This is a genomic window from Pseudomonas sp. M30-35, from assembly GCF_002163625.1.
In the GTDB taxonomy this organism is placed as follows: domain Bacteria; phylum Pseudomonadota; class Gammaproteobacteria; order Pseudomonadales; family Pseudomonadaceae; genus Aquipseudomonas.
In genome coordinates, this window is sequence record NZ_CP020892.1 from 2,007,570 (window position 1) to 2,034,388 (window position 26,819).

Consider the following 26,819-nt stretch of genomic DNA (forward strand, 5'->3'; position numbering starts at 1 on the left):
CACCGCTGAGATTCGAGCGGTTGCAATGGAAGAGCAGCATCCAACCATCGCCTGAGGAGTTCGTATCATGAGCATAGTCATGCAAGATGATGTCAGCAGTAACGTCCTAAAGCGCATGAAAGAAGGTGGTTTTGATTTTGCGCGCTTTCATCCCATCGAGTTCTACGCCATTTTTCCCGACGAGGAACGGGCCCGTATGGCAGCCACAAACTTTCGTGGTGAATCACTTAATGCGCAAGTCACACCGCGTGAAGATGGTGTCTGGCATTTGCAGGTCAGCAAGGTAATGTTTGCGACCTATTACGGCATCGGTGATTTTGAGCAGGACTTGGGCTCAGTCGTGCACCCGCTGGGTGGCAAGCTTGAAGGCTGGGGCGTAACGCAGGAACGTAAGGATTTGCTGCCAGTCGATTGAGGCCGGCAGACGCTATATACACGTTGGCCAACTGCGGTTGGCTGGCGTGTAGATTGATCATCTTTTACAGGAAACATATCGACCTCCGACAAACTAATGCGCGAGACTGACGCAAAGGAGGGCGTATGACTGACATTCTGATTATCACCCATACTGACTATTGCACACCTGGCCATCTGGCCAAGGTGCTTGATGACGCGCAGCTATCGTTTACCGAGTTACGGGCAGACCTTAACCAGCTTGAAGGCTACGATCTGGATCGGCCAAAAGCCGTTGCGATTATGGGTGGGCCCATGAGTGTCAATGATCCTTTGCCGTGGCTACAAACTGAAATCAATGCGCTCCAGCACTTTATAAAGCGAGACATCCCGTTGCTTGGTCATTGCCTGGGCGGACAGCTATTGGCTAAAGCATTAGGTGCGCAAATCAGCAAAATGGCTTATACCGAAAGTGGTTGGCAGCCATTGGATATTGTCACAGGTGCAGAGCAAAACCCTTGGCTTGCGCACTTGCCGGACAACTTTAGTATTTTTCAGTGGCACGGCGATACGTTTGCCTTGCCCGATGGTGCTCAGCGGCTACTCAGTAGCCGCTGGTGCCCTAACCAAGGATTTGCTTGGGGCGATAAAATTCTGGCTTTACAGGGACATCCCGAAATGACTGCAGAGCTAGTCAGCCAATGGTTGCATGACTGGTCGCATTTACTGGATGCCAGCCAGCCTAGCCAGCAGTCGCTCGAGTCCATGCTGAATAAGCTTGATGATAAGGTCGAGGCATTAAACCAGGTGGCCGAGGGTTTCTATCGGCATTGGCTGAGCCTTGCCTCAGGACTTAATGCCTCAGAACTTGATGTTCGCTCGAACGATTTGAATTAAATGCGTCTGCATTGTCTATATTAAAACTGAAAGTACAGGCAGATAAGAATTAGATTAAGGATGCTTCGCCTTAGCGCAGGACATGCTGAGGCGCTTAATACGTTGCACAGTTTCGGTGCTTGATATTTTTGATTAATAACTAACTGTTTGATTTTTAATAAAAATATCAGCTGGCTCGAGCTTTGCAACGTTATGGCACATACGGGTGACAAGGAGTTAGGTATGACCCACACCTTTTATGATGAGATGTACTTGGCGAATGGTGAGTGCCGTTCTCATTATCGGGAATTTACCCGTTGGTTGGCAGATACGCCCAGCGATGTGTTGGCGCAGCGGCGGCGCGAAGCAGACCTGCTGTTTCACCGTGCTGGCATTACCTTTACGCTCTACGGTGACGATCAAGGCACTGAGCGATTAATTCCATTCGACATTATCCCTCGTAGCATTCCGGCTAGCGAATGGCGCATTGTTGAGCGTGGTTGTATTCAGCGGGTGCAAGCGCTGAACATGTTTCTTGCCGATATTTATCACGACCAGCGCATCCTCAAGGCTGGAATTATTCCGCCAGAACAAGTGCTGGCTAACGAAGGTTATCAGTTAGCGATGCAGGGCCTCGACCTGCACCGCAATATCTACTCGCATATCTCCGGCGTTGATCTGGTGCGTGACGGTGATGGCAGCTACTACGTGCTGGAAGACAACCTGCGTACGCCAAGTGGCGTGAGCTATATGCTCGAAGATCGCAAAATGATGATGCGTCTGTTCCCAGAGTTGTTCGCGGCTCAGCGTGTAGCACCGATCAACCACTACCCGAATATGTTGCTCGATACGCTTAAGTCATCCAGCCCGATGGAAAACCCAACGGTGGTGGTGCTAACCCCGGGACGCTTCAACAGTGCCTACTTCGAGCATGCGTTTTTGGCCCGTGAAATGGGGGTTGAGCTGGTCGAAGGTGCGGATTTGTTTGTCCGTGATGACAAGGTTTACATGCGCACCACTTCAGGCGCTAAACCAGTAGATGTGATTTATCGTCGCCTTGACGACGCCTTCCTTGATCCACTGGCCTTTAACCCCGATTCGATGCTGGGTGTGCCTGGGCTGTTGGCAAGCTATCGTTCGGGTAACGTGGTGCTGGCCAATGCGGTGGGGACTGGGGTCGCGGACGATAAGTCGATTTATCCGTATGTCGATGAAATGATCCGCTTCTACCTGTCAGAAGAGCCGATTCTGAAGAACGTACCGACCTGGCAGTGTCGCAAGCCTAAAGACTTGTCGCATGTGTTGGCCAACCTGCCTGATCTGGTGGTTAAGGAGACACAAGGATCGGGTGGCTACGGGATGTTGGTCGGACCCGCTTCAACCAAAGCGCAGATCGAGGAGTTTCGCGCCCGCTTGATTGCGCGCCCAGAGGCATACATCGCCCAGCCCACGTTGTCGCTGTCGACCTGCCCAACCTTTGTTGAGAGCGGTATTGCGCCACGGCATATCGATTTACGTCCGTTTGTATTGTCGGGTCGAGAAATACGTTTGGTACCAGGTGGATTGACTCGTGTTGCCCTGCGTGAAGGTTCACTGGTGGTGAACTCCTCACAAGGCGGCGGAACCAAAGACACATGGATAGTGGGGGACTAATTATGCTCAGTACTACTGCCTCCAACCTGTACTGGATGTCGCGCTACCTGGAACGTGCCGAGAATCTGGCGCGCATGCTCGAAGTCAGTTATTCGCTGTCATTGATGCCGCAAGATGATCACGGCAATGGCCTCGATGAGCTAGCCATGCCGCTGATTATTACCGGTACGCTTGAGGTGTATCTGGAGCAGCACGGCGAAATGCATGCCGAGCGTATGCTTAATTTCTTTGGCCTGGACGCCAATAATCCAGCGAGCATTTATTGCTGCCTGCAAGCTGCTCGGGTCAATGCACATGCTGTACGTGGGCGTATTACCGCGGACATGTGGGAGAACATTAACGCCAGTTGGCTAGAGATTCGTGACATCTCCCAGCAGGGAATTGGCCGATACGGAATCAGCCACTTTTGCGAATGGGTCAAGGAGCGTTCGCACCTGTTCCGGGGGGCGACGTTCGGCACCATCATGCGCGGCGAAGCGTATCGCTTCATCCGTTTGGGAACATTTATCGAGCGTGCGGACAACACATTGCGCTTGCTCGATGCGCGCTATGAGCTGCTTGGCGAAGACATTGACGAAGTCGAGGGTCGCTCAGCACGTAGCTATTACCAGTGGACTGCATTATTGCGTGCACTGTCTTCATTCGAGGCATTTGCCGAGATTTACCGTGGCTCACCTGGCGCGCGCAAAGTATCTGAGTTGCTGCTGCTGCGCCCTGAAGTTCCACGTTCACTGCGCTCGTGCACAGAAGAGCTGTATTTGATGCTGAGTAGTTTGCCCGGTGACAACGGTCGTCCGGCGCAACGTCTGGCAGCAGAGCTTGAAGCGCGTTTGCGCTACACAACCATCGATGAAGTATTGGACGAAGGCCTGCACACTTGGCTGAATGATTTAATTCTGCTGATTCGTGAGCTGGGCCAAGCCATCCATAGCTCTTATCTGGAGGTCGCATGAGACTGTCCATTAGCCACGACACCACCTATAAGTATGACGAAGAAGTCCGCTCCAGCATCCAGTACTTACGTATCACACCGCAGCAAAATGAACAGCAACAAGTACTCAGCTGGAAGCTAAACCTGCCACGTCCGGTCCGTGCCCAGCGTGACCCTTACGGCAATATCCTGCATGTGCTGACCGTGGATGTACCGCATGACAGTATCGTTATTGGTGCGCACGGCCAGGTTGATATTGACGACACTTGTGAGTCCTTACACGAGAAGCAATCGGCCTTGCCGTTCTTGCGTACAACGCGGCTGACCGAGCCCAATCAGGCATTGCGTGAGTTTGCCAGCGTTCAATGCAAAACGCGGCGTGATCGCACGGCAATGATTGATTTGATGCAGGCCCTGAACGCGCATATTCGTTACGAGAAGGGTGTGACCACAACCGAGACCAGCGCTGGCGAGGCGTTCGCCGCCGGGTGTGGCGTCTGTCAGGATCACGCCCATGCATTCTTGGCCTGTGCCCGCAGCTTGGGCGTGCCTTCACGTTACGTTTCAGGTTATTTGTACACCGATGACAGTGACCATTTGGCCAGTCATGCTTGGGCGGAGTCCTGGCTCGACGGGGCCTGGTACAGCTTTGATATCACCAATAACCTGACCCTGCCTGAACGCCATTTGAGGCTTGCGGTGGGTCTTGATTACTTGGATGCGTGCCCGGTTCGTGGCATGCGACGTGGTGGTGGAGGCGAGCAGATGCACGCTCACGTTGATGTCTCGCCACTGCTCATGGTGCAAGCGCAGTAGCACGAAGAACTGAAACACAGAAGGCCCAGTATTGCTGGGCCTTGTCATGTAAGGGATTGGTTATGACCTACTGCGTCGGAATAAGCTTGGAGCAAGGCTTGGTGTTTGTGTCGGATTCGCGCACAAATGCCGGTGTGGATCACATCGCTACATTTCGTAAGCTGCATGTATTCGGTGTGCCGGGTGAGCGGATTATCGTTCTGCAAACCGCGGGTAATTTAGCGACGTCACAGTCAGTGATCAGTCTGTTACAACAGCGCTTGAATAGTGAGTGTATCAACCTCAACAGCGTGGCCAATCTTTATCAAGCGACTTCACTTGTGAGTGAAACCATGCGTGAAGTTATGGCACGTGACAGTAATGGGGTAATGATGCAGGGCGTTGACCTGAGCTGCTCGTTTATCGTTGGCGGGCAGGTGAGTGGCGAGGCGCCGGGGCTTTATAATATTTATCCGCAGGGCAACTTCATCGCCGCAACTGAAGACACACCTTACTTTCAGATTGGTGAAAGTAAATATGGCAAACCTATTCTCGATCGCTCGCTGGATAATGGTGCGAGTTTGGAACATGCCCTGCTGACTGCATTGATCTCATTCGATTCGACGATTCGCAGTAATCTCTCGGTCGGTATGCCTTTGGATGTGCTGGTCTACAACGCTAACAGCTTGCATGTGCCAAGCGGTTTTCGTGTCAATGAAGATGATGTTTATTATCAAGGTATTCGCCAGCAGTGGGGCGATGCATTGAAGCAGTTGCTGTTAGAACTGCCTTCAACACCTGAGCAATACCTGTTGTAAGAAGGCTGCATGCAACAGTTGTTGCATGCGCAAGGACTACTGGAGTTTGCGCCCAGCCATGTGGCTCAGGTATGCCAATAGCTGCTTCAGCTCCACGTTGCTGATGCTGGCCTCACTGAAGGTTGGCATTTTGCCTTGTGGCCAGTGACGCATACTTTGCGGGTCGCGAATGTAGCGGCTGAGAAATTCAGGTTTGAAGTATTCCGTTGGGTTATGAGGCAGGTTCAAGTCCGGACCAAACTGCGAGTCACCAGCCTTGTTTAAACGGTGACAAGCCATGCAGTTTTTTTGGTACTGAGCAAAGCCGAGTTGTACCTCTTCACTCGCATCCGCCGCCGGCAAAAGTGCCGGGAAACGTTCTGCAACCACAGGCAGGCGGCGTAAAGTCGCAACCTGATATGGCCACTGCTCAGGGCCAATATTGCCCGCCTGAGGATTTTGCCAGACCAAGTAAAAGGGGCCGGCGCTGTAGTCTTTACTACCCAGTGCTGGCCATGGCTTTGAGGGTTCCTCGATCGCCAGCCAAGCTTTTGCCCCTTGGGTGTTCAGCAAGGGGGCTGCGGGTAGCTCTGCGGCAAATCCATCTGCGGCAACTGCTTGAATATGCTCGTCGGGTTTAACTGATTTGAGCAGAACGGCCACGGGTACTGCTTTGTAATTCATGGCGCGTTTGTAGCTCACGTCAGCCGGGATATTGATTTCTCGCATTTGCGGCAAAGCCAGCAGCTCAGCGGTCGACCAGCTTTTACTTTGCTCGCCTAGCTCGACGTTCAGTTGAGCTGCATGACTGCTTGCGCAGGTGAAAAATACTGAGAACAGCACAACGCCAAGATAAGTGTGCGATTTCAATTGCGATCCTCCCGCACAGTCTTCAATCCTTCATCATTGCCCGAGTTTGTGACGTGGCTATAACTTGGTTTGATCGGCGGGTCTTGCGCGACTTCTTGCTTGTCGGTACGCACATCAATCAACAGCGCATCCTTTATATGAATCGCATCTATTACTTTTTGCTGGTCAACATTGGCAGCGGAAATAGTCGCGCTTGAGCACAGTGCAAGCAACCCCATTAGAACGCGCATGATCGTCTCCTTTGATCATCACTGGTAGCGTCAAGATACCAGCAAACTTCCCTGTGTTGTGGGTGTGCTGTACTGCGAAAGCTGTCCGTTTTAACGGCTGGCTTGCCCGGCGAGGGCGAGAGTTACCTGATGATATGCGTCAGGTTGGGGATGATCAGTACGACTGTAATGACGAATACAATCAAACTGGCTTGGCGGATTTTTGGCTGATTACGCATGGCAATTGCCTTTTATTGTTGGAACAACAACTGTTACTTGAGCGCGGTCGTTGACTCTTCAACTGAAGAAACTTCGCGCCCAAAGCTTTGACTGACATTGCGGGTACTACCGTTGTGGGTACAACCATTGTAGGTACTACGATTGCTGGAACTAGATTGCTGGGACTACGGGAGGGCAGATATGCCCAATCAAGATCAGCTGGTTGCGACCTGAAAGAACTGTCGGTAGCTAGCTAATATTAGGCTTACGTCACAAAAAATCTAGAAGACTTGGCTGTAATTGGAGTTGCTTTAACAACTTGTTGTTATGTCAGCGCATCGCTAGCTAAGAGCAACCCTTGTGCCAGAGGCATTCATTGCTTTTTTATAACAAAGTGCCACTACTGAACCGTTTGTCTGAGAGTTGATATTGGCTCTCAATGAGGTGTCGGTATGGTTGAACAAAGCGGTCAATAGTGCTGAGCACATCGGTCATTGAGGCCAGCGCCATGCGGCGTATTGTAATCATCAGGAACGTATTGGCGTTGCTGGCCGCGACAAAGCAACCTGATGAGCTAATTACAACAAGACGCCTAGCGCTACACGCTAGCCTCCTGAGGAAGTTTGAGGACGTTATGACCGAAGCATATATTTTTGATGCGGTGCGCACGCCCCGCGGTAAAGGTAAGAAGGACGGGGCGCTTTACAGCGTTAAACCGGTCAATCTAATTGCAGGTTTGCTACACGCATTGCAAACACGTAACAACCTCGATACCAGCCATGTGGATGACATCGTCCTGGGCTGCGTGACCCCGGTCGGTGATCAGGGCGCAGATATCGCTAAAACTGCAGCGATGGTTGCCGACTGGGATGTAAGTGTTTCGGGTGTGCAGCTTAATCGGTTTTGCGCCTCAGGCCTTGAAGCCGTCAACCTTGGTGCAATGAAAGTCCGTTCAGGTTTTGAGGATTTGGTGGTGGTCGGCGGGGTTGAGTCGATGTCGCGGATTCCCATGGGTTCTGATGGTGGCGCATGGGTAATGGACCCTGAAACCAACATGCATACGCACTTCACCCCGCAAGGCATTGGTGCTGACTTGATCGCCACGCTTGAGGGATTTAGCCGTGCTGACGTGGATGCCTACGCACTGCGTTCGCAGCAAAAAGCGGCGCGAGCCAGCGCTGATGGTTCGTTCAATAAGTCGTTGGTTCCAGTGGTCGATCAAAACGGCATCGTGCTGCTTGATCACGATGAGTTTATTCGTGGTGATTCAACTGTCGAAGGTCTGGCCAAGCTTAAGCCCAGCTTCGAAATGATGGGGCAGATGGGCTTTGATAGCACGGCGCTTCGGGTTTATAGCCACGTCGAGCGTATAAACCATGTGCACACGCCGGGTAATAGCTCGGGCATCGTCGATGGATCCGCACTGATGCTAATCGGCTCCGAAGCCAAGGGCCGTGAGTTGGGGCTAAAACCACGCGCTCGTATTGTCGCCACGGCAGTAACCGGCACCGATCCAACCATCATGCTTACCGGGCCTGCGCCAGCTACGCGCAAGGCGCTGGCAAAGGCGGGCCTGAATGTCGATGACATCGATTTGTTCGAAGTCAATGAAGCCTTCGCCTCGGTGGTCATGAAATTTATGAAAGACATGGGCGTCAGCGAGGACAAGGTCAATGTCAACGGCGGCTCGATCGCAATGGGGCACCCGCTAGGTGCAACAGGCTGCGCAATCCTCGGCACCTTGCTCGATGAGCTTGAAAAGCGCGAACTGCGCTATGGCTTGGCCACCTTGTGTGTCGGCGGCGGCATGGGCATTGCCACCATCATCGAACGAATTTAATCAGCGTTCAGCGCATGCTTGCTGGCTAACCCGATAAGCGGATTGCCACCTCGCGCTAAACCTCTCCCAACTGCAGGGATATCAAGACATGACAGATGCTATCCACTACCAAAAAGGCCAGGACAATATCGTCGTCCTGACCATCGATATGCCGGGGCAAAGCGCCAATACCATGAACGCGGTTTACCGCGAAGCGATGGCCGCGACCGTTGATCGGCTTGAGGCTGAAAAAGACAGCATTTCCGGCGTGATCATTACCTCCGCCAAGAAAACCTTTTTCGCGGGTGGCGACTTAAACGAGCTGGTCAAAGTCACCAAGGCTGATGCCAGTGACTTTTATCACATGGTACTCGGTATCAAAGCGCAATTACGCCGCCTCGAACTACTCGGCAAACCCGTAGTGGCTGCCATTAATGGTGCCGCATTGGGTGGCGGCTGGGAGATTTGCCTGGCGTGTCATCAGCGTATTGCTCTGGATAACAGTAGCGTGCAAATCGGTTTGCCCGAAGTCACCCTTGGTTTGTTGCCGGGCGGTGGTGGCGTGGTGCGTATGGTGCGTTTGCTTGGTCTTGAGAAGGCTTTGCCGTATCTGGCTGAAGGCAAAAAAGTACGCCCTGATGCAGCGCTTAAAGCGGGGTTGATCCATCAATTGGCGACTGATAAAGACGACATGATGGCCAAGGCGCGGGCCTGGATTAATGAGAATCCAGCTGCCAAACAGCCTTGGGATACACCAGGTTATAAGATTCCGGGTGGCACTCCGGCAAGTCCAAGCGCGGCGCAGATGCTGGCGATTGCGCCATCAGTTTTGCGCGATAAAACCAAGGGCTGTTTCCCTGCGCCCGAGAAAATCATGTGCGCAGCAGTTGAGGGCGCGCAAGTTGATTTCGATACCGCGCAACTGATTGAAACCCGTTACTTCACCGAGTTGACGACCGGCCAAGTGGCGAAAAACATGATTGGCACCTTTTGGTTCCAGCTTAACGAAATCAACGCGGGCGGTTCGCGGCCCAAAGGCTTTGAGCCGAGCGTTACACGCAAAGTCGGTGTGTTGGGTGCTGGCATGATGGGGGCCGGTATTGCTTATGTCTCAGCCGCAGCAGGCATCGAAGTGGTGCTCAAGGATGTGTCGCTGGAGGCTGCGCAGAAGGGCAAAGCCTATTCCGCCAAGCTACTCGACAAGAAAGTTTCGCGCGGTCATATGACGGCTGAAAAGCGTGAAGCGTTTTTAGCCTTGATCAACCCAAGCGACAACGAAGCGGATTTCGCTGGCTGCGACTTAATCATCGAAGCTGTTTTTGAAGACCGCGACCTCAAGGCCAAGGTTACTGCCGCCGCCGAGCGTAATGCGTTGAGTGATGCGGTTATCGCTTCAAACACTTCAACCTTGCCGATCACTGGTTTGGCTAAGGCTATTGAGAAGCAAGATAAGTTTATTGGCCTGCACTTTTTCAGCCCGGTCGACAAAATGCCGCTGGTTGAGATTATCCGCGGTGAGCACACCAGCGATGAAACCCTCGCGCGTGGTTTCGATTATGTGATGCAGATTAAAAAGACCCCAATAGTGGTGAATGACAGCCGTGGCTTTTTCACCTCGCGGGTGTTTGGCACCTTTACCAACGAAGGTATCGCCATGCTTGGCGAAGGTATTAGTGCGGCGTTGATAGAAAATGAGGCACGTAAAGCTGGGATGCCAGTGGGGCCGTTGGCGATTAGTGATGAAGTCTCGATGAGCCTGATGAATCACGTGCGTCAACAAACCATCAAAGATCTTGCCGCAGAAGGTAAGCAACTGCCTGAGCACAAGGCCTTTGCGGTTATCGATATGATGCTCAACGAATACAAACGTCCGGGTAAGGCTGCCGGTGGTGGTTTTTATGAATACCCGGAAGGCGCCAAGAAGTACCTGTGGCCCGAGCTGAAAACTCGCTTCGAACAAGCGTCGGCGCAAATATCGCAACAGGATGTACGCGACCGCATTCTGTTTATTCAGGCCATTGAAACTGTGCGTTGCCTGGAAGAGGGCGTATTGACCTCAGTTGCAGATGCCAATATTGGTTCAATCTTCGGCATTGGTTTCGCGGCCTGGACTGGCGGTGCGCTGCAGTTTATCAACCAATATGGGTTGAAGGATTTTGTCGCGCGCGCCGAGTATCTGGCTGAGCAATACGGCGAACGTTTTACTCCACCCGCACTGCTGCTGGATAAAGCCGCTAAAGGTGAAACGTTCTAAGTTTTTTCGCCCAGCGTTTATCCCGCCCCAAATTAAACCGGCTCTCAATGAGCCGGTTTACATTGTTCAGGCACTGAGCGCCTCTGAAAAGCTGCTCGGCTCGAAGCTGTTAACAAACACGTAATCAGCCTTGGGTGGCGGGGAGGTACTCATCCGCTTCAGTTGCTGAGCGATTTGCAGATTGCGTGCAATATTTGAATTGCATTCAAGCGTGCGCGCTAACGCACCAGCGGAGCCATACTCTAGCCCGAGCAAAGACAGGCCGTTGGTCATGAATGCCAGCGCCGCGATGATTAGCAGATTACGATTTTTCAGTTTCATGATGCACTGGCCTAAAAGTGAGGTGTTACAGGTCCTTAGTGGGTGCCGGTTGAAGCGCATAAACGCTGTTTTTGAGCAGCACTGAAGCGTCACCGCTGGTCAGGGGTAAAGGTAAATAGTGGTGTGTGACAGAGGTCTGAATAACTGGCTTCTCCCCAGCCCTGTGTTAATCGCTCAGGGCTGGGGAGAAGCGTATTTAGCAGCCGTAGTGTTGGCGCATTACCTGCTCGATAGCTTTACGCTCGGTGAGCTGCGTCGGCATTCGTAGCGTGGTTAACTTGCCGTCAGCCAGTTGGATTGCCAGTTCAGACTCGTAGTGAATCCCGCGCTCATCAAGGGTTGCGTAAGTCACTGCGTAAACATTTTGCTGAGTGATGAATTCGACAGTCATGACCGATTCCCCTGCGTTGTAAGTGAACCGTTGTTCGGTTTATTTGCTGGATGAAACTGCGGGCTTCAGCGTTTGAGTCTGTGCGTTTTGCGCTTTCTCAACGTGACGCTGACCGTCTGCACTGACATTACCGGTAAAGGCTGAGGCGGCGATCAAGCTGGCAATTGCGGCGAAACTATTCATGGCGAGTATCCTTTTATCTAATGTGGGCAGCTGCCCGATGGAGCGATAATCCGCCGTGGCCGGTATTAACAGAAGTGAATGGTCGTTATGGTAACTATCAAGGCCACTGATAGCTCAGCGACGCTGTGTCTTGGTACTGGTCTGATATGTCTAATCCTTTAACATCAGGTGCTTGCCTTAAATGGCCTCACAAGGCAGGCTACTGACGCTCGCAAGAACCAATATGAGGGGCGGCTCTGATCGCGCCGTTTATCGACCTTGGACAGTTTTTTGCAGCGAAGGAGCCTTTGAAAAAGGTAGCGAGCGACGAGAGTACAAGGCAAAAAACTGCGAAAAAGCGGAGTTTAGTGGCCTAAATGAGCATTTTGAGCAGTTTTTTAACGCCGTAATATCGAGCGCAGTAGTTTTTAAGAGGCTCCCTAAACGAATGACTACCACCCGTGGCCCAGGACAATTCCATGCCGTTGCAGATTTGTATTCTTGAAACAGACGTACTTCGCCCCGAGCTGATCGATCAATATCAAGGCTACGGCAAGATGTTTGAGCGCCTCTTTGCGCTCCAGCCGATTGCCGCTGAGTTCACCGTATACAACGTCATGCAAGGCCTGTATCCGGCGGACAACGAGCAGTACGATGCTTACTTGGTAACAGGTAGCAAGGCTGATTCATTCGGCGAAGATGCCTGGATTCAAACCCTCAAGACATACTTGCTTGAGCGCTACGCCCGTGGCGATAAACTGCTCGGTGTGTGCTTCGGTCATCAACTGCTGGCACTGTTATTGGGCGGCGAGGCTAAGCGCGCTGATCAAGGTTGGGGCGTCGGTATTCACCGCTATGTATTGGCCAAAAAAGCCCAGTGGATGACCCCTGCGTTAGATGATCTGACCCTGTTGATCAGCCATCAGGACCAAGTGACCAAGCTGCCAGAGAAGGCCACACTGCTTGCCTCGAGCGAGTTCTGCCCGATTGCAGCCTATTGCATCGATGATCAAGTGCTGTGCTTCCAGGGGCATCCTGAGTTTATCCATGATTACTCAAAGACTTTGCTGGATATCCGTCAGCAGCATATTGGTGAGCACAATTATCGCAAAGGTATTGATAGCTTGAAGGACGATCATCAAGGCGCTGCAGTGGCTGAGTGGATGATGCGTTTTGTAGCCAACGGCCGTGAGGTTCAGGCCTGATTCTTGGCGTTAACCTATAAAAGCCCAGCCTAGTGCTGGGCTTTGTAGTTTTAGAGCCAGCCGTTGTATTTGAAGCTGGCATACAGGCCCACGCAGCCTGTTCCAATTAAACCGAGCACGCCAAAGTAGCCGTATTGCCAGCTCAGTTCGGGCATGTTGTGGAAGTTCATGCCATAAATACCGGCAATCGCTGTGGGAAACGCCAGTATTGCTGCCCAGGCCGCAAATTTGCGCTGGGTAATACTTTGTCGCGCAGAGTCCATTAACAAACCAATTTCGATTGCGTGGTCAGCCATCTCACGCAGCGCAGTGAGGTCTTCCAGCAGGCGATTGACGTGGATCGCCACATCCCTGAAGTACGGACGCATTTGTTTATCGATAAATGGAAAGCCCAAGCGCTGTAACTCCTGGCAGATTTCCGCCAGCGGGCCGATATTACGGCGCAAACGCAGCAGGTCACGGCGCAGACTTTGAATTTTTACTGCATCGGCCATGGTTACAGCGTCTTTAAGCACCGTTTGTTCAGTTTCTTCCAAGGTGCTGTTGTAGCTGTCCAGTATCGGCCGGTAGTTTTCAGTCACGAAGCTGAGTAGGGCATAGAGTACAAAGTCTTCACCGTGCTCAAGCAATAGTGGCCGCGCCTCACATCGCTGGCGCACGGTTGAGTAGGGCGCAGACTGGCCATAACGGGCGCTGATGACGTAGCCGCTGCCAGCAAATAATTGAGTTTCGATAAACTCAAGCTCGCCGTTGGTAAGCGTGGGTGAATAAAGCACCATAAACAGCGCATCACCAAAGGTTTCTAGCTTCGGCCGGGTATGACGAATCAGTGCGTCCTCAATGGCCAGTTCGTGCAAGTTGTATTGTGCCTGGAGCTTGGTCAACACCTCAGGCTCAGGGTCTTTCAGACCAATCCAGGCGAAGTGTCCAGGTTTACCCAGCCAAGTCACAGCCTCTTCCAGGTTGATGTCCGTGACTTTTTTCCCGTGGCTGTACACTGCTGCGGCTACAACACTCTTATCCATTTTTGACTCGGCCCATTCGTTGCACAAGGTGCTCAGCTTAGCCTGAGTGGGGCATCAAGCGCTGCATTCAAGCGTCATGGATGCATAAAAAAGCCCACCTCAGTCATGCTCAGGCGGGCTGGGTAAAGCGCAGAAGTTTAGGCTTCAGACAGCTCTTTATTCATAGCCTCGATACAGGCTTGCATCTGCGTTTGGCAGGTTTCGATCAGGGCAGGGACGTCGGCGATAGTCAAACCCGCAGTGGCGATCTCAGGCAGCGAGCGGATCATTATCGTGCCGCTGTTCCACTGGTTGACGCGCAACTTATTGGCGTAGGTGCTGGTGCACACCGGAATAATTGGCACTCCAGCAGCAATCGCCATCATAAATGCACCTTTCTTGAATGGCAGCATTTGTGGGCCAGGATGACGCGTGCCTTCAGGGAACACCCAAATCGAGGTGTTTTTATGTTTGAGCGTTTCGGTGGTCTGCAGCATCGCTTGCTTGGCACTGCGCGAGTTACCACGGTCAAGCAAGATATTGCCGGCCAGCCAATACAGTTGCCCGAAAAAAGGCACCCACTTCAGGCTTTTCTTACCGAGGCTAACCGTGCGATACGGGACCACGCGGCCAAGCACATATAAGTCGTAGTTAGACTGGTGGTTGGCAATAACTACGCAAGACTTGGCGTGATCGCGCAGCCCTTCGGTCTGAGTTTTGATGTTCAGGTTTAAAATACGCAATGCAGGCAGCGAGTAAAGACGTGCGCAAATACGGCTGTTATCTGGATTGAAAGGACGACAAATTCCCACTAACAAACCGAGCACACCGGCGATAATAAAGTGCACGCCCATTAACACCATGCGCAGAATAAAAAGCATTTAATACGCTCGTTTAACTAAAAAGGCGCGCAGTGTACGGCTGTAAACTGTTTTCAGCAATTACAGCTGATCAGGAAGCTGTATGTGAATATTAAAGGCACAAAAAAGCCCGGAAAATCCGGGCTTTAGCGTCGTGCAGCAAAGGTTACAGGCTGATGGTTTTATCCAGCTCAATCGCATGGTCGAGTGTCTCAAGCAACGCTTTGCGGACCTTCAGCTTGGTGTTCTTGTGCGCCGTCATGTTGATCTTCTTCAACTGCTGGGCAACGGCTTGTGCCGTAGCCATAAGCTGTTCTGCTGGCACGACCTTATCAAGGAAACCTGCTTCGACAGCGCCTTGTGGATCAAACATCTCGCCACAGATAACTGAGCGGTGGAACGCCGACTTACGCAGACGGTCACGTGCCAGTTCGATGCCCACATGATGCATGGTCATACCGATCTGAACTTCATTGAGACCAATGCTGAACGTGCCTTCAGTGCCCACACGATAATCAGCAGAGAGCAGAATAAATGCGCCTTTCGCAACTGCGTGGCCAGGGCAGGCGACAACAATCGGGTAAGGGAACGACAACATGCGGCGCGCCAGCGTCGAGCCCGCGGCAACCAGATCAATTGCGTTTTGCGGGCTGGAAGTCATGACTTTGAGATCGTAGCCACCAGAAAGAATCCCAGGTTGACCGGTGATAATCACCACCGCTTTATCCTGTACCGCTCTGTCCAATGCCTGATTAAAGACTGCAATTACGTCCGGGGAAATCGCGTTAACCTTGCCATTGCTCAGGGTGAGAGTGGCGATGCCACCTTCTAATTGGTAGCTGATCAAGTCGCTCATTGTCGGAATCCTTGTGCTGAAGATGCGCTGACGTTACCCATACCGCGCTCGACGGTAAAGCACTATGACCGACTGATGAGTCAGGAAATGTGCTGTTTTCCCTGCGCTTATCCTTCCAAGCAGCCCCGGCAGTGGTTACCAGCAGCCACTGTCGTGCAGAACCGAGTGCTTATAAAAATCAATATTAGCCTTGGCTGCGAAGAAGCCCGCTGCGCCGAAGTGCAGGCTGTCTGCGATTCTGGGGTAGCCAAGATAATCCAGAATGATGCTGAGGATGACAATGATCACCATCATGACAACGGTGTAAAAGATCGCTTTTTTCCACATGCGTTTAACGAGGTAATAAAAGGGGCCGAACAAAAACGCCAAAAAATTAAAGCTAAACGCTTTTTTACGCTGGCTTTTGGGTAGACTTTTAATGTTTTTTAGCGCTGGCCCGCCCGCTGCGGCGATCGCCCGAAATCGCTCCTTCCAGGTATCAGATACCTCAAGGTGGTCAATCCTGTGATTGATAGCCTCTAGATCAGAGTCGATGACTGCTGACTTGGGCGTTGCATATGGATTCTCAGTTTGCATCAAACGTCCCTGTAAACGGTTGGCTAGCGGATTTTAGCTTGATTTTAGGCCGTGCTATTCACAGTTCAATATAGCTGTGCTGTTTGCGCTGCGTGTCGCTTGCGCACGCGAGTTAAGTACAACGCTGTGCTGATAGTTATGCTCAACACCAGCAGGTAACCGATGTAAATCAACGAACCGGCGCGGACAACTGCACTTTTTAAATCCAAGCCTTCCGTCTGCATTACATGGCCAACAGCACCCCACACCGCGCCGGTGAGCATGCCGATCAGCAGTGTTGGGAGATAAGTTGAGAGAATCACGACTTGCGACTTTTGATCTGTGGCAGGCGCAATCAGCCAGGCGCCAAGGTAAAGCAGGGAGGTCATTAAAGCGCTGACCCAGATGCCTACATTCAGAGCCCAGTGCGCAAGCGGTCTATGGCCAAATGTGGGCAGGGCTATAAATGTGAGTAATAGTGCGCAGGCACAGATAATTAGGAGCAAGAAGAGGTTTAGCGAGCGCATAACATTCCTTGTACGGCGTTAGGTTTGAGGTGAGTCATTGCAAAATCGCTGACGTGGGCATTACTCCGCTGCGTGGCAGACCACGCACAACTTGTTGCCGTCAGGATCCCTGAAATAGGCACCGTAATAATGCGGGTGGTATTCAGGTCTCAGGTTTGGCGGACCCTCACATTCTCCACCAGCGGCCATAGCCGCTGCATAGACTTGCTTCACACGCTGGCGAGAGTCAGCCAGAAACGCAACCATTTGCCCGTTACCCGGTGCATGCGCTTGTTTGTTGTAGGGCTGGCCAATCAGAAACAGGGGCCTATCGCTTCCAGCGATTTGCCACGCGGCCCAAGGTTGATCTTCATCAACAAAACGAAACTCTAGACCCAGAGCATCCATGACTGGTTGGTAAAAGTTGATGGCGCGCTTGAAGTCAGTAATGCCAAGCATTATGTGCGAGAACATAGCGTCACTTCCTCTATTGATCGGGCAATACCTCTACGTCTGCATACCTATATACCGTTCTGATAGACCCGGGAACAGGGGGCTGTCTGGATTTGACAGAAGAGCGCAGAGAAGGAGGGGTAAGCGCATGAAAATTCTGAAAAAACTTTTGCTTTTAAGGCATTGTTCGGATACATTAGCGCGCCTCGACAGACAGCAATGCCTGACGAGATCCGGTGAAGTGTCCGAGCGGTTGAAGGAGCACGCCTGGAAAGTGTGTATACGAGAAATCGTATCATGAGTTCGAATCTCATCTTCACCGCCACTTTCAAAAAAGCCCTGCAGATCAATGATCTGCGGGGCTTTTTGTTTTCCGATTGAACGACTTAACTTCACTACACAGGGCGCAAGGCTCTGTGCCTCTCTCTATATCCATAAGTTTGCTCTGCCTGAGTAAGGCTTTCATCCAAGCCCGGAGCATTTTGCCTTTGTGCGGGCTAGCTGCAGTGTTATCAAAACTCAGCTTTGACCGGCTTTGGATGTCGAACAACGTATGCGTCGATCCGGAGGGACGCGGCCTTCGAGCTCGCTGAAGAGCCAATCTTGGAAGCTGCGTATCTTGGGGAGTTCTGCGCGTGACTTTAGCAGGTTAAATGTGTAGCCCTGAATTTTGGGACCCTCAAATCCTAACGGGGCTACAAGAAGGCCTGTTTCGAGCTCGCGCTGCGCGAGCAGCAGGCTTTCAAGGCACACCCCCAGTCCGTCGACCGCGGCACTAATTGCCATAAAAGAACGATCGAAACGTGGTCCTCGCGAAACGTCGAGTGGAACCTTGCGATGCTGACGCATCCAGTCGCGCCAACTCACCAGGCATACCTCGCTGTGGATCAAGGTGTGGTGGTTCAGGTCCTCTGGTGTGCGGATCCGTTGCGCACCAATCGCGAGCGAGGGGGCGCAGAGAGGCACGATGGTCTCAGGTGGGAAGGGGAGCACCATCGTTCCGGCAGGCTGCAGTCGTTTCGTGCCATAGCGGATGTCGATATCCACTCCTTGCATCAGCAGGTCAGCGGCCGGCGGATATGACGCATTGAGTCGCACGTCCACATCCGGTTCTAGGGCGTTGAAGCGTGCGAGCCGCGGCATCAGCCATTGAGTGGCAAAGCTGGGCGTCGAATGTATGGTGAGGATGTCACTTTTAGCGGTACGGCCCAGTTCGCGCGTCGCCATTTCTATTTTTGCAAATGAGGCAGAGACCTCTTCCGCATAAATGCGACCGGCATCTGTGAGCACTACTGCCCGATGCACGCGGTGGAACAGGCGAACCCCGAATTGCTCCTCAAGCAGCTTGATTTGGTGGCTCACGGCCGAAGGCGTTACGAACAATTCCTCTGCCGCAAGCGCAAAAGAGGACAGTCTTGCAGCGGCTTCGAAAGCCTGTATTGCCTTCAGGGAGATCCGGTGGTGCATGGCAGTTCACATGAGCTCAATTCAACTATTGGCCATATTTATTCGTTTGAGCAGCAAAAATCAAGGGAATATGCTTGATTTCAGTCACCGGACGCCCCCTTTTGGGGCGACGGGAATGGAGGTTCACCTCTGCGACCAATAAAAACAATGCCGCCCGATATCGCGAGAAGCCGGGTCAAGCTCAAGGAGAACTGCGTGCAAAACACAACTTCACCAGTCAACACCCGGGTTGCTGAAAGCGCCTACCGCATCCGCCGCTTTGCGCTACGGATGGGCGAAGTGCAGGGCCAGGGTTATGTGGGTCAAGCGCTGGGTTACGCCGATGTGTTGGCAACAGCTTACTGCCATTCGATGAACTTCCGGCCCGAGGATCCGACCTGGGAGGGGCGCGATAGATTTCTGCTTTCTCACGGTCACTACGCGATTGCTTTCTACGCTGCGCTGATTGAGGCCAAGATCATTTCCGAAGAGGAACTCGAGACTTACGGTAGCGACGATAGCCGTCTGCCAATGTCGGGTATGGCGACCTACACCCCTGGCATGGAGATGTCGGGTGGCTCACTCGGTCAGGGACTGCCGATTGCTGTGGGCATGGCGCTCGGCTTGCGCCTGAAGGGGAATCCAGCCTTCGTTTATAACTCGATGTCCGATGGCGAGCTGGATGAAGGGTCGACTTGGGAAGCGGCGATGAGTGCTGCCCACCATGGTCTGGGAAACCTGATTTGCTTGGTGGACATTAATAACCAACAAGCTGACGGCCCTTCGAGCAAGGTGATGGGCTTTGAGCCGCTTGCAGACAAGTGGGCTGCATTTGGATGGCATGTACAGCGTGTGGATGGCAACGACCTCCCGGCAGTCATCGCCGCCTTCGACACCGCGCGTAATCTCACCGAGGCCAAACCTCGAGTGATCTTGTGCGACACCTTGATGGGTAAGGGAGTGCCTTTCCTCGAAGCTCGCGAGAAAAACCACTTTATTCGCGTCGATCAGCCTGAGTGGCAGCAAGCCCTCGACATCCTTGATCAAGCCCAGGGAGCCACCCGATGAGTACTACCGCCAAGAAACCACGCCTGACTACCTCGGCGATGATCGCTTCGATCGCCTCCGAAGGCCAGCGCGTCAAGGCTGCGCCCTTCGGTAAGGCTTTAGTCGAGCTTGCTGCTAACCGTCCTGAGATTGTTGGTCTCACCGCCGACCTCGCCAAATACACAGACCTGCATCTTTTCGGTCAGGCCTACCCAGAGCGTTTCTTCCAAATGGGCATGGCCGAGCAATTGCTGATGGCTTCGGCTGGCGGGATGGCCAAGGAAGGCTTCATACCCTTCGCCACAACCTACGCAGTTTTCGGCACTCGTCGTGCCTTTGACTTCGTGCATCAGGTGATCGCTGAGGAGAATCTCAACGTCAAGATTTGCTGTGCGCTGCCCGGTCTTACCACCGGCTACGGTCCAAGTCACCAGGCCACTGAGGACATTGCGTTGATGCGTGGCATACCGGGCATGACGATCATCGACCCCTGTGATGCGCTCGATACCGAACAGGCTGTGCCGCAGATCGCTGCTCACAATGGTCCGGTGTACATGCGGCTGTTACGCGGTAACGTGCCGCTGGTGCTCGACGAATACGATTACAGCTTTGAGCTGGGCAAGGCCAAGATGCTGCGCGACGGCCGTGATGTGCTGATGATCTCGTCTGGGATTCTGACCATGCGTTCGCTTGAGGTGGCCAAGGCATTGGCAGCAGACAAGATTGATGTAGGTGTTTTGCATGTGCCGACGATCAAGCCCCTCGACGTCGCGACAATCCTGCGCGAAGCAGGGCGTCTCGGCCGTCTTGTGGTCGTGGCGGAGAATCACACATCAATCGGCGGGCTTGGTGAAGCTGTGGCGACTGCACTGCTGACTGCTGGCGTGACCCCGCAATTTCGCCAGATTGCGCTGCCCGATGCCTTCCTCGACGCCGGCGCTCTACCGACGCTGCATGACCGCTACGGGATCTCTACCGATGCGATGACGGCAACGATTAAAGGCTGGCTCGGCTGAGAAGGCGGCCATTCCAAGGTAATGAACACACGAATGCACTCCGCTGGAGTGCCACTGAAAGGAACTTTCGTATGAACAACGCTCTTCTTCTCGATGGCAAGGTCGCCATGGTTTCGGGCGCGGCCTCGGCACGCGGTATAGGGCTCGCCACCGCCCGCCTTTTTGCCAGTCATGGTGCCAAGGTTGTCATTCTCGATCTTGACGAGGGCGCAGCTGTCGAGGCAGCTGCCTCCATCGGTCCTGAGCATCGAGGCTATGCCTGCAACGTGGTGGATAAAGATGCTTGCCTTGAGGCTGCCGAGCGCGCCGTCGCTGAGTTCGGCCACATTGATGTATTGATCAACAACGCTGGCATCACCCAGCCGGTGAAGACACTAGAGATCGACCCAGCAAGCTGGGATCGTATTCTTGATGTCAATCTGCGGGGTGTGCTCTACCTGTCACAAGCAGTCATACCGCACATGAAAAAGCAGGGGGGTGGTGCAATCGCCTGCATGTCTTCGGTGTCGGCCCAGCGTGGCGGTGGGATCCTCGGCGGTCCGCACTACTCGGCAGCCAAGGCCGGTGTGCTAGGCCTGGCCAAGGCTATGGCGCGCGAGTTTGGTCCGGACAATATCCGCGTCAACTGCGTGACCCCAGGCCTGATTCAGACCGATATCAGCGCCGGAAAACTCAGCGATGAACAGAAAGCCGATATCGCCGCCAGTATCCCGTTGAATCGCTTGGGTAACGCCGAAGAGGTGGCCGGTGTCTATCTATTTCTAGCTTCGAACTTGTCGGCCTACATCACGGGCGCGGTTATCGATGTGAATGGAGGCATGCTTATACACGGTTGAGTAAATCATCTGGTCAGACCAGTGCGGGTGCCCCTCAAGGCGTCCGCATGATTGGACTGATTTTTCGTATACGCAGTACGAAAAAAGTCAGTGAGAAGTGCAAACAATATCAATAAGAAATGCAGGTGAAACTTATGAAAAAGACACTGATCGCGATTGCAGCAACCATTGCAATGGCTACTGCCTCCACAAGCTGGGCTCAGCAGATCTTGCGCCTTTCCCATAATGCCGCGCCGGGTAACCCGAAGGCAGTGGCTTCACAGAAGTTTGCCGAACTGGTCGAGCAAAAGACCAATGGCCGCGTCAAGGTCGAGGTGGGTGGAAGTGCTCAGTTTGGCGATGACGTCGAATCGTTGACCAATATGCGCCTGGGCTCACTGGCTTTTAGCGCTAACTCTCAGGGCAGTACCGCTGGCGTAGTCCCCGAGTTCAATCTGATCGGTTTGCCTTTTCTATTCCGCGACCTCAAACACGCCTACAAGGTGATTGACGGCCCGGTCGGTACCAAGCTTGATGAGCTGGCCAACGCCAAAGGATTGGTGGTGTTGGCGCTGTGGGACAATGGCTTCCGACACGTCAGCAATAGCAAGCGTCCGATCTACGAACCGGATGACCTTCAGGGCATTAAATTGCGCACGCCGCCTGACGCCATGACAATCGACATCTTCAATGCCCTGGGTGCCAACCCAGGACCGCTGGCCTTTTCCGAGTTGTACATTGCACTGCAGCAGGGTGTGTTCGATGGCCAGGAAAACCCATTGATGAACGTGTATTCGTCCAAGCTTTACGAGGTGCAAAAGTACATCTCGCTGACCGGACACAAATACGAGACTACCCCGCTGCTGGCCAGCAAGGTGATTTGGTCGACGCTATCCAAGGAGGATCAACAGGCTGTCAAGGAGGCTGCGATTGAAGCGGGCAACCTCAATCGTGAGTTATCAGCCTCTGCGGATATCGATCTGCGCACCAAGCTCACCGACGCAGGCGTGAAGATCAACGAGATCGATCAGGCTGCATTCGCCGAGAAGACCAAGCCCGTTTATGACAAGTGGTCCAAGCAGTATCCCGAGATGGTCAAGCTGATCGTCACGGAAGCGGGCAAACTGTGATGACTGCCTATATCCCTGACAAAGAAACGGCACAGGCCAGCTTTCTAGCACCCGTGGTGACTTGGGTTGACCGCGCGATAGAGGCTGCTAGCGCAGTGGTTGCTATTGCTGCGCTAGTTGCAATGTTTATCTCCTTGATGGCTGAGGTAGTGGTGCGCTACCTCACCAACCAAGGTATGGGTTGGCCGACAGAGATGCCTAACATTCTGTTCCCTTGGTTAGTTATGGGTGGAGTTGTGCTGGCCGCTCAGCGTGGCCAGCATATTGCGGTCACCGCCATTCAGGGGGTTATCGGTCGCGTTGGCAATCGAGTGCTGTTGATTGCCCACCAGATATTGATCGCTGGTACCTTTTTTTATCTCGCCTGGGTCGGCCTCGACGTAATCGAAATTACCGGCAGTGAGATCTATCCCGTCACCGGTCTTTCTGCGAAATGGGCTTATCTCGCCATGATCGTCGGATTCGTCGGCCTCGGTCTCACCGCACTGACCACGTTGGTACACCTACTGCACGCCGTCGATCCGCTATCCGTCCGCGCCCACCGAATAGAGGAGGACGTATGACTCTCGCTATGATTCTCGTATTCAGTATTCTACTGGCGCTGGCATTGCCTGTTGGTTATGCGTTGGTGATCAGCTCGGGGCTTGCGGCAGTCGCCGTTGGTGGCATGCCCAGTGTGGCGGCGGTAGTGAAGATCTTTCAGCCGACCCAGAGCTTTCCTTTGTTGGCGATTCCGTTCTTCATGCTCTCGGGCAGCCTGATGATGGGCGGCACGCTGGGCAAGCGCTTGATTGATTTCGCCACTATGCTCGTGGGCCGCTTTCACGGTGGCCTCGGTCAGGTCACCGTGGTCGGTTCGACTGTGTTCGGAGGCGTATCCGGCTCTGCAGTTGCGGAAGCTTCAGCGCTAGGCTCGATGCTGATCCCCTGGCAAAAGCGCGAAGGTTATCCGGGAGCATTTGCCGCTGCGGCTACCGCTTCATCGGCGACCATTGCAGGTCTGATTCCACCTTCGATCCCGCTGATTCTTTATGCCGCCGTATCCAATCAATCGATTGCTGCGTTATTTCTCGCTGGTTTGCTTCCAGGTGTGATTCTGTGCGCCGGCTTTATGTTGGTCTGCTACCTGTCCGGGCGTTTGCGCGGCTTCAAGCGCCTGACTGATAAGGTCACTCTGAAAAGCGTGCTCCGCGCCACCCTTTTAGCCGCTCCTGCTCTGGCCATGCCTCTATTCATCGTGGTTCTTCTGCGCGCAGGAATCGCCACGCCGACCGAAGTCAGCGTATTGGCGGTGTTTTACGGTCTTATGGTGAGCATGCTGGTGTATCGGGATTTGACTATGCGTCGGCTCTATGACGCGCTCGTGCATACCGCGATTACTACCGGCGTAGTGATGCTGGTGATCGCGGCCTCGAACTTGGTGGGTTATGTTCTGACCGTGGAGGCAGTGCCGACTGCGGTAGCCGAATGGATGGCGCAAACGCTGAAGTCGCCGTGGATGGTCATTTTGATGATGAACCTGATCATGGTGATAGTGGGCATGTTCCTTGACCTGCCGGCGGCAATCCTTCTGCTTGGTCCGACCTTTGTTGCTATTGGTAATGCGATTGGCCTCGATCTGACTCAGCTCGGCATCATGATGGCGGTGAACCTCAGTATTGGCCTCTTCACCCCGCCAGTTGGCACCACGCTGTTTATCGCCTCAGCCATCTCGCAGGAGAAGGTCGGTGCAGTGGTGCGCGAACTGTGGCCATTTTATTTGGTGGCGATCACTGTTCTTGGCCTCATCTCCTTTGTCCCTGCCTTCACTATTAGTTGATCGGATACGGCCTTTGCTCAGGCTAGGCCGTGTAACCGACGAGGAAATTTTATGAGTACGATTGCATTTGCCGGACTCGGTGCGATGGGCCTGCCAATGGCAAAGAACCTAATCGTCGCTGGTCACCGTGTACGCGGAATTGATCTCAACCAAGCTGTCCTTACTTCGCTCGCTGCGGCCGGTGCTGAACCGGTTGCAGATGCAGCCGCTGCTGTGCGTAGCGCTGACATACTGATCCTGATGGTGGTTAACGCCGCTCAGGCTGAGCAGGTGCTGTTCGCCGACGGTGTGTTGCAGGCTATGGAGGACAACGCGATCGTCTGCCTTATGGCAACCTGTCCGCCTGCTGCGGTCGAGCACATCGCAGCACGGGTGACCGCGACAGGCCGTTGTTTCGTCGATGCTCCAGTGTCGGGTGGTACCGCCGGGGCTACTGCAGGCTCTTTGACCATCATGGCGGCCTGTGAGCACGCGGCTTTCGATGAGGTGAAACCGGTGTTCGAAGCTATTGGGCAGCGCATTTTTCATGTCGGCGAGCGCGCTGGTCAAGGGGCCATGGTCAAGACCGTCAACCAATTACTTTGCGGCGTGCATATTGCCGTCGTGGCCGAAGCCTTCGCGCTAGCGGCCAAGGTCGGTGTCGATCTCGAGGTGCTGCTCGAAATCATGGCTGGATCAGCTGCCTCCAGCTGGATGCTCAAGGATCGTGGCCCGCGTATGCTGCAGGAGGCTCCGGAGGTCAGTAGTGCGGTAGACATCTTCGTTAAGGACTTAAGCATCGTGCTCGAGGCCGGCCGTGACGCCAGGGCGGCGCTGCCAATTGCAGCGGTGGCACATCAGCTGTTCCTCTCGGCCTCAGGGCGCGGCGAGGGGCGAGTAGACGATAGCCAAGTCATCCGAAGCTACTACGCCTTGAACGGGAAGACGGCTCAGGATTGACGCCTAAGTAATAGGGGGCAGGCCACGGTTGCTATCCCACGACGGCAAGTTTTTGGCCGGTTTATTTCGTGGGTCACCGGCAGCTCGATAGCCATTTGACGAGGAGTTCGTCAAATGGCTGCTGGTCTCGGTAGCTACATTCCCTGTGCTGCAGTTCAGACGTGAGCGATCCAGTTGAATACTGCTCAAACTGTTCTTTGTTGCGGCCACCAAAAACTCGCTGTTTGTGGGCTGCACAGTTGGAGTCGGGCACAAGCCAACTCAAACTGGCTTGCATAGATTTAGGGTTTACTCGATGGGCTCAAAAGGCAGGCCAACGTAGTTTTCGGCGATGGTTTTGCGCCCGGCTTCAGAGCCGACAAAGTAGTCCAGTTCAGTTTGTTGCATGCGTTGGCTGAAGGCATCGGTGTCGGGAAATTTGTGCAGCATTGAGGTCATCCACCAGGAGAAACGCTCAGCTTTCCAAACACGTTTCAGGCACACTTCAGAATAACGTTCGAGCAGATCGGTGCGACCATCGCGATAAACCTTGAGCAGTATGCGGTACAACGTGTTGACATCGCTGGCCGCTAAATTCAAACCTTTAGCACCCGTCGGTGGAACGATGTGTGCTGCGTCGCCAAGCAGAAACAGGTGACCATATTGCATCGGTTCAACCACGTAGCTGCGCAGCGGTGCGATGGATTTTTCGATTGAGGGGCCAGTTACCAGGCGCTCTGCAATATCAACGGGCAGGCGACTTTTCAGTTCATCCCAGAAGCGTTGATCAGACCAGTCTTTGACTTTCTCTTGCGCCGCGACCTGCACGTAGTAACGGGTGCGGGTGGGGGAGCGCATGCTACAGAGGGCGAAGCCGCGCTCGTGGTTGGCGTAGATCAGCTCTTCGTTTACCGGCGGTGTATCGGCCAGCACACCCAGCCAGCCGAACGGATAGACTCGCTCGAACTCTTTGAGTACACCTTCTGGAATTGACTGCCTGGACACCCCGTGAAAACCGTCACAACCGGCGATATGATCGCAGTCAAGACGTACCGCCTTATTATTGAGGATGAAGGTTACATAGGGTTTGTTGCCTTTCAAGTCATGCAATTGGGCGTTCTTGACGTTATAAAACGTTTTAGCGCCGCTGGCTTCGCGAGCTTGCATCAAGTCACGGGTGACCTCGGTCTGGCCGTAGATCATCACCGTTTTACCGTCAGTTAGGTGTTTGAGGTCGATGCGCTCACGGCGTCCGGCAAAGGCCAATTCAAAACCGTCATGGGGCAAGCCTTCGCTGTCCATTCGCTGGCTCACGCCAGCTATGCGAAGCAGGTCAACCATGCCTTGTTCGAGCACACCGGCGCGAATCCGGCTGAGTACGTATTCTGGGGTTTGGCGTTCAATAATGATGTTATCGATACCGGCCTTGTGCAGCAGTTGTCCAAGCAGGAGTCCAGCTGGGCCCGCGCCAATAATGGCGACTTGAGTCTTCATTGTTA

General features: G+C 53.5%; 29 protein-coding genes and 1 tRNA gene. 17 read left to right on the forward strand and 13 right to left on the reverse strand.

All coding sequences use genetic code 11. The annotated features are described in order from the left end of the window. Positions 1 to 67: 67 nt before the first annotated feature. The 6 genes from B9K09_RS09280 to B9K09_RS09305 all read left to right on the forward strand — a co-directional run bounded on the left by B9K09_RS09280 (position 68) and on the right by B9K09_RS09305 (position 5,466). Entirely contained in the window at positions 68 to 415 is a 348-nt protein-coding gene (locus B9K09_RS09280) for a ribonuclease E inhibitor RraB (protein WP_087516541.1), read from the forward strand. Between the two features lie 125 nt (positions 416 to 540). Further along, on the forward strand, positions 541 to 1,290 hold the full coding sequence (locus B9K09_RS09285; RefSeq protein WP_087516542.1) for a type 1 glutamine amidotransferase: 750 nt from the start codon (positions 541 to 543) through the stop codon (positions 1,288 to 1,290). A 222-nt stretch (positions 1,291 to 1,512) separates the two neighbouring features. After that, entirely contained in the window at positions 1,513 to 2,922 is a 1,410-nt protein-coding gene (locus B9K09_RS09290) for a circularly permuted type 2 ATP-grasp protein (protein ID WP_087516543.1), read from the forward strand. Positions 2,923 to 2,924: 2 nt separating this feature from the next. Continuing rightward, positions 2,925 to 3,875 (forward strand): alpha-E domain-containing protein, encoded by a 951-nt coding sequence (locus B9K09_RS09295; protein WP_087516544.1) that lies wholly within the window; start codon positions 2,925 to 2,927, stop codon positions 3,873 to 3,875. After that, the gene (locus tag B9K09_RS09300) at positions 3,872 to 4,669 is read left to right on the forward strand and encodes a transglutaminase family protein (protein WP_087516545.1); all 798 of its coding nucleotides are present in this window, start codon (positions 3,872 to 3,874) and stop codon (positions 4,667 to 4,669) included. The genes B9K09_RS09295 and B9K09_RS09300 overlap by 4 nt, the downstream gene beginning before the upstream one ends. 62 nt (positions 4,670 to 4,731) lie before the next feature. Beyond that, entirely contained in the window at positions 4,732 to 5,466 is a 735-nt protein-coding gene (locus B9K09_RS09305) for a proteasome-type protease (protein ID WP_087516546.1), read from the forward strand. Between the two features lie 36 nt (positions 5,467 to 5,502). Here B9K09_RS09305 and B9K09_RS09310 read toward each other — a convergent pair whose 3' ends face one another. Together B9K09_RS09310 and B9K09_RS09315 are read right to left on the reverse strand one after the other, a co-directional pair. Further along, positions 5,503 to 6,315, reverse strand: a complete 813-nt coding sequence (locus B9K09_RS09310) for a cytochrome c (protein ID WP_087516547.1) — start codon at positions 6,313 to 6,315, stop codon at positions 5,503 to 5,505. After that, entirely contained in the window at positions 6,312 to 6,545 is a 234-nt protein-coding gene (locus B9K09_RS09315; protein ID WP_087516548.1) for a hypothetical protein, read from the reverse strand. The genes B9K09_RS09310 and B9K09_RS09315 overlap by 4 nt, the downstream gene beginning before the upstream one ends. 832 nt (positions 6,546 to 7,377) lie before the next feature. On the opposite strand from B9K09_RS09315, the gene B9K09_RS09325 reads away from it, so the two are divergent. Then, positions 7,378 to 8,583 (forward strand): acetyl-CoA C-acetyltransferase, encoded by a 1,206-nt coding sequence (locus B9K09_RS09325; RefSeq protein WP_087516550.1) that lies wholly within the window; start codon positions 7,378 to 7,380, stop codon positions 8,581 to 8,583. Positions 8,584 to 8,671: 88 nt separating this feature from the next. Then, on the forward strand, positions 8,672 to 10,816 hold the full coding sequence (locus B9K09_RS09330) for a 3-hydroxyacyl-CoA dehydrogenase NAD-binding domain-containing protein (protein ID WP_087516551.1): 2,145 nt from the start codon (positions 8,672 to 8,674) through the stop codon (positions 10,814 to 10,816). Positions 10,817 to 10,882: 66 nt separating this feature from the next. Here the strand turns inward: B9K09_RS09330 and B9K09_RS09335 are convergent, their stop codons facing one another. The 3 genes from B9K09_RS09335 to B9K09_RS22555 form a co-directional block, all read right to left on the reverse strand. After that, the gene (locus B9K09_RS09335) at positions 10,883 to 11,137 is read right to left on the reverse strand and encodes a hypothetical protein (RefSeq protein WP_087516552.1); all 255 of its coding nucleotides are present in this window, start codon (positions 11,135 to 11,137) and stop codon (positions 10,883 to 10,885) included. Between the two features lie 196 nt (positions 11,138 to 11,333). Next, on the reverse strand, positions 11,334 to 11,528 hold the full coding sequence (gene ptrC / locus B9K09_RS09340; RefSeq protein WP_087516553.1) for a type III secretion system co-regulatory protein PtrC: 195 nt from the start codon (positions 11,526 to 11,528) through the stop codon (positions 11,334 to 11,336). A gap of 39 nt (positions 11,529 to 11,567) precedes the next feature. Next, complete coding sequence (locus B9K09_RS22555) at positions 11,568 to 11,711, reverse strand: hypothetical protein (protein ID WP_157699338.1); 144 nt, start codon at positions 11,709 to 11,711, stop codon at positions 11,568 to 11,570. Positions 11,712 to 12,169: 458 nt separating this feature from the next. Here B9K09_RS22555 and B9K09_RS09345 point away from each other — a divergent pair, with 458 nt between their 5' ends. Next, positions 12,170 to 12,895: an amidotransferase gene (locus tag B9K09_RS09345; protein WP_087516554.1), complete on the forward strand. Its 726-nt coding sequence runs from the start codon at positions 12,170 to 12,172 to the stop codon at positions 12,893 to 12,895. Between the two features lie 50 nt (positions 12,896 to 12,945). Here the strand turns inward: B9K09_RS09345 and B9K09_RS09350 are convergent, their stop codons facing one another. The 6 genes from B9K09_RS09350 to B9K09_RS09375 all read right to left on the reverse strand — a co-directional run bounded on the left by B9K09_RS09350 (position 12,946) and on the right by B9K09_RS09375 (position 17,150). Beyond that, entirely contained in the window at positions 12,946 to 13,920 is a 975-nt protein-coding gene (locus B9K09_RS09350; protein WP_087516555.1) for a magnesium and cobalt transport protein CorA, read from the reverse strand. Positions 13,921 to 14,057: 137 nt separating this feature from the next. Then, the gene (locus B9K09_RS09355; RefSeq protein WP_087516556.1) at positions 14,058 to 14,780 is read right to left on the reverse strand and encodes a 1-acylglycerol-3-phosphate O-acyltransferase; all 723 of its coding nucleotides are present in this window, start codon (positions 14,778 to 14,780) and stop codon (positions 14,058 to 14,060) included. A gap of 145 nt (positions 14,781 to 14,925) precedes the next feature. Then, positions 14,926 to 15,615: a crotonase/enoyl-CoA hydratase family protein gene (locus B9K09_RS09360; protein WP_087516557.1), complete on the reverse strand. Its 690-nt coding sequence runs from the start codon at positions 15,613 to 15,615 to the stop codon at positions 14,926 to 14,928. A gap of 135 nt (positions 15,616 to 15,750) precedes the next feature. Continuing rightward, positions 15,751 to 16,191 carry a DUF2628 domain-containing protein gene (locus B9K09_RS09365; protein ID WP_087516558.1) on the reverse strand — a complete coding sequence of 147 codons (441 nt, stop codon included), beginning with the start codon at positions 16,189 to 16,191 and terminating at the stop codon, positions 15,751 to 15,753. A gap of 65 nt (positions 16,192 to 16,256) precedes the next feature. Continuing rightward, positions 16,257 to 16,559, reverse strand: a complete 303-nt coding sequence (locus B9K09_RS09370) for a hypothetical protein (RefSeq protein WP_157699339.1) — start codon at positions 16,557 to 16,559, stop codon at positions 16,257 to 16,259. Between the two features lie 198 nt (positions 16,560 to 16,757). Continuing rightward, the gene (locus B9K09_RS09375; protein WP_087516560.1) at positions 16,758 to 17,150 is read right to left on the reverse strand and encodes a VOC family protein; all 393 of its coding nucleotides are present in this window, start codon (positions 17,148 to 17,150) and stop codon (positions 16,758 to 16,760) included. A 214-nt stretch (positions 17,151 to 17,364) separates the two neighbouring features. On the opposite strand from B9K09_RS09375, the gene B9K09_RS09380 reads away from it, so the two are divergent. Next, positions 17,365 to 17,454, forward strand: a tRNA-Ser gene (locus B9K09_RS09380). A 194-nt stretch (positions 17,455 to 17,648) separates the two neighbouring features. On the opposite strand, the gene gcvA is transcribed toward B9K09_RS09380, so the two are convergent. Further along, positions 17,649 to 18,596: a transcriptional regulator GcvA gene (gcvA, locus tag B9K09_RS09385; protein ID WP_087516561.1), complete on the reverse strand. Its 948-nt coding sequence runs from the start codon at positions 18,594 to 18,596 to the stop codon at positions 17,649 to 17,651. Between the two features lie 195 nt (positions 18,597 to 18,791). Here gcvA and B9K09_RS09390 point away from each other — a divergent pair, with 195 nt between their 5' ends. The 7 genes from B9K09_RS09390 (at position 18,792) to B9K09_RS09420 (ending at position 25,341) form a co-directional block, all read left to right on the forward strand. Then, the gene (locus B9K09_RS09390; protein ID WP_087516562.1) at positions 18,792 to 19,643 is read left to right on the forward strand and encodes a transketolase; all 852 of its coding nucleotides are present in this window, start codon (positions 18,792 to 18,794) and stop codon (positions 19,641 to 19,643) included. Continuing rightward, a complete protein-coding gene (locus B9K09_RS09395; RefSeq protein ID WP_087516563.1) occupies positions 19,640 to 20,638 on the forward strand; it encodes a transketolase family protein in 999 nt (332 codons plus the stop codon). The genes B9K09_RS09390 and B9K09_RS09395 overlap by 4 nt, the downstream gene beginning before the upstream one ends. 71 nt (positions 20,639 to 20,709) lie before the next feature. Beyond that, positions 20,710 to 21,474 carry an SDR family NAD(P)-dependent oxidoreductase gene (locus B9K09_RS09400; protein ID WP_087516564.1) on the forward strand — a complete coding sequence of 255 codons (765 nt, stop codon included), beginning with the start codon at positions 20,710 to 20,712 and terminating at the stop codon, positions 21,472 to 21,474. Between the two features lie 134 nt (positions 21,475 to 21,608). Next, complete coding sequence (locus tag B9K09_RS09405) at positions 21,609 to 22,583, forward strand: TRAP transporter substrate-binding protein (RefSeq protein WP_087516565.1); 975 nt, start codon at positions 21,609 to 21,611, stop codon at positions 22,581 to 22,583. Further along, complete coding sequence (locus B9K09_RS09410) at positions 22,583 to 23,146, forward strand: TRAP transporter small permease (RefSeq protein WP_177408656.1); 564 nt, start codon at positions 22,583 to 22,585, stop codon at positions 23,144 to 23,146. The genes B9K09_RS09405 and B9K09_RS09410 overlap by 1 nt, the downstream gene beginning before the upstream one ends. Then, positions 23,143 to 24,402, forward strand: a complete 1,260-nt coding sequence (locus tag B9K09_RS09415) for a TRAP transporter large permease (protein ID WP_087516566.1) — start codon at positions 23,143 to 23,145, stop codon at positions 24,400 to 24,402. Before B9K09_RS09410 ends, B9K09_RS09415 begins: the two co-directional genes overlap by 4 nt. A 51-nt stretch (positions 24,403 to 24,453) precedes the next feature. Further along, entirely contained in the window at positions 24,454 to 25,341 is an 888-nt protein-coding gene (locus tag B9K09_RS09420) for an NAD(P)-dependent oxidoreductase (protein ID WP_087516567.1), read from the forward strand. A gap of 288 nt (positions 25,342 to 25,629) precedes the next feature. Here the strand turns inward: B9K09_RS09420 and pobA are convergent, their stop codons facing one another. Continuing rightward, on the reverse strand, positions 25,630 to 26,814 hold the full coding sequence (gene pobA, locus B9K09_RS09425; RefSeq protein ID WP_087516568.1) for a 4-hydroxybenzoate 3-monooxygenase: 1,185 nt from the start codon (positions 26,812 to 26,814) through the stop codon (positions 25,630 to 25,632). Positions 26,815 to 26,819: the final 5 nt, after the last annotated feature.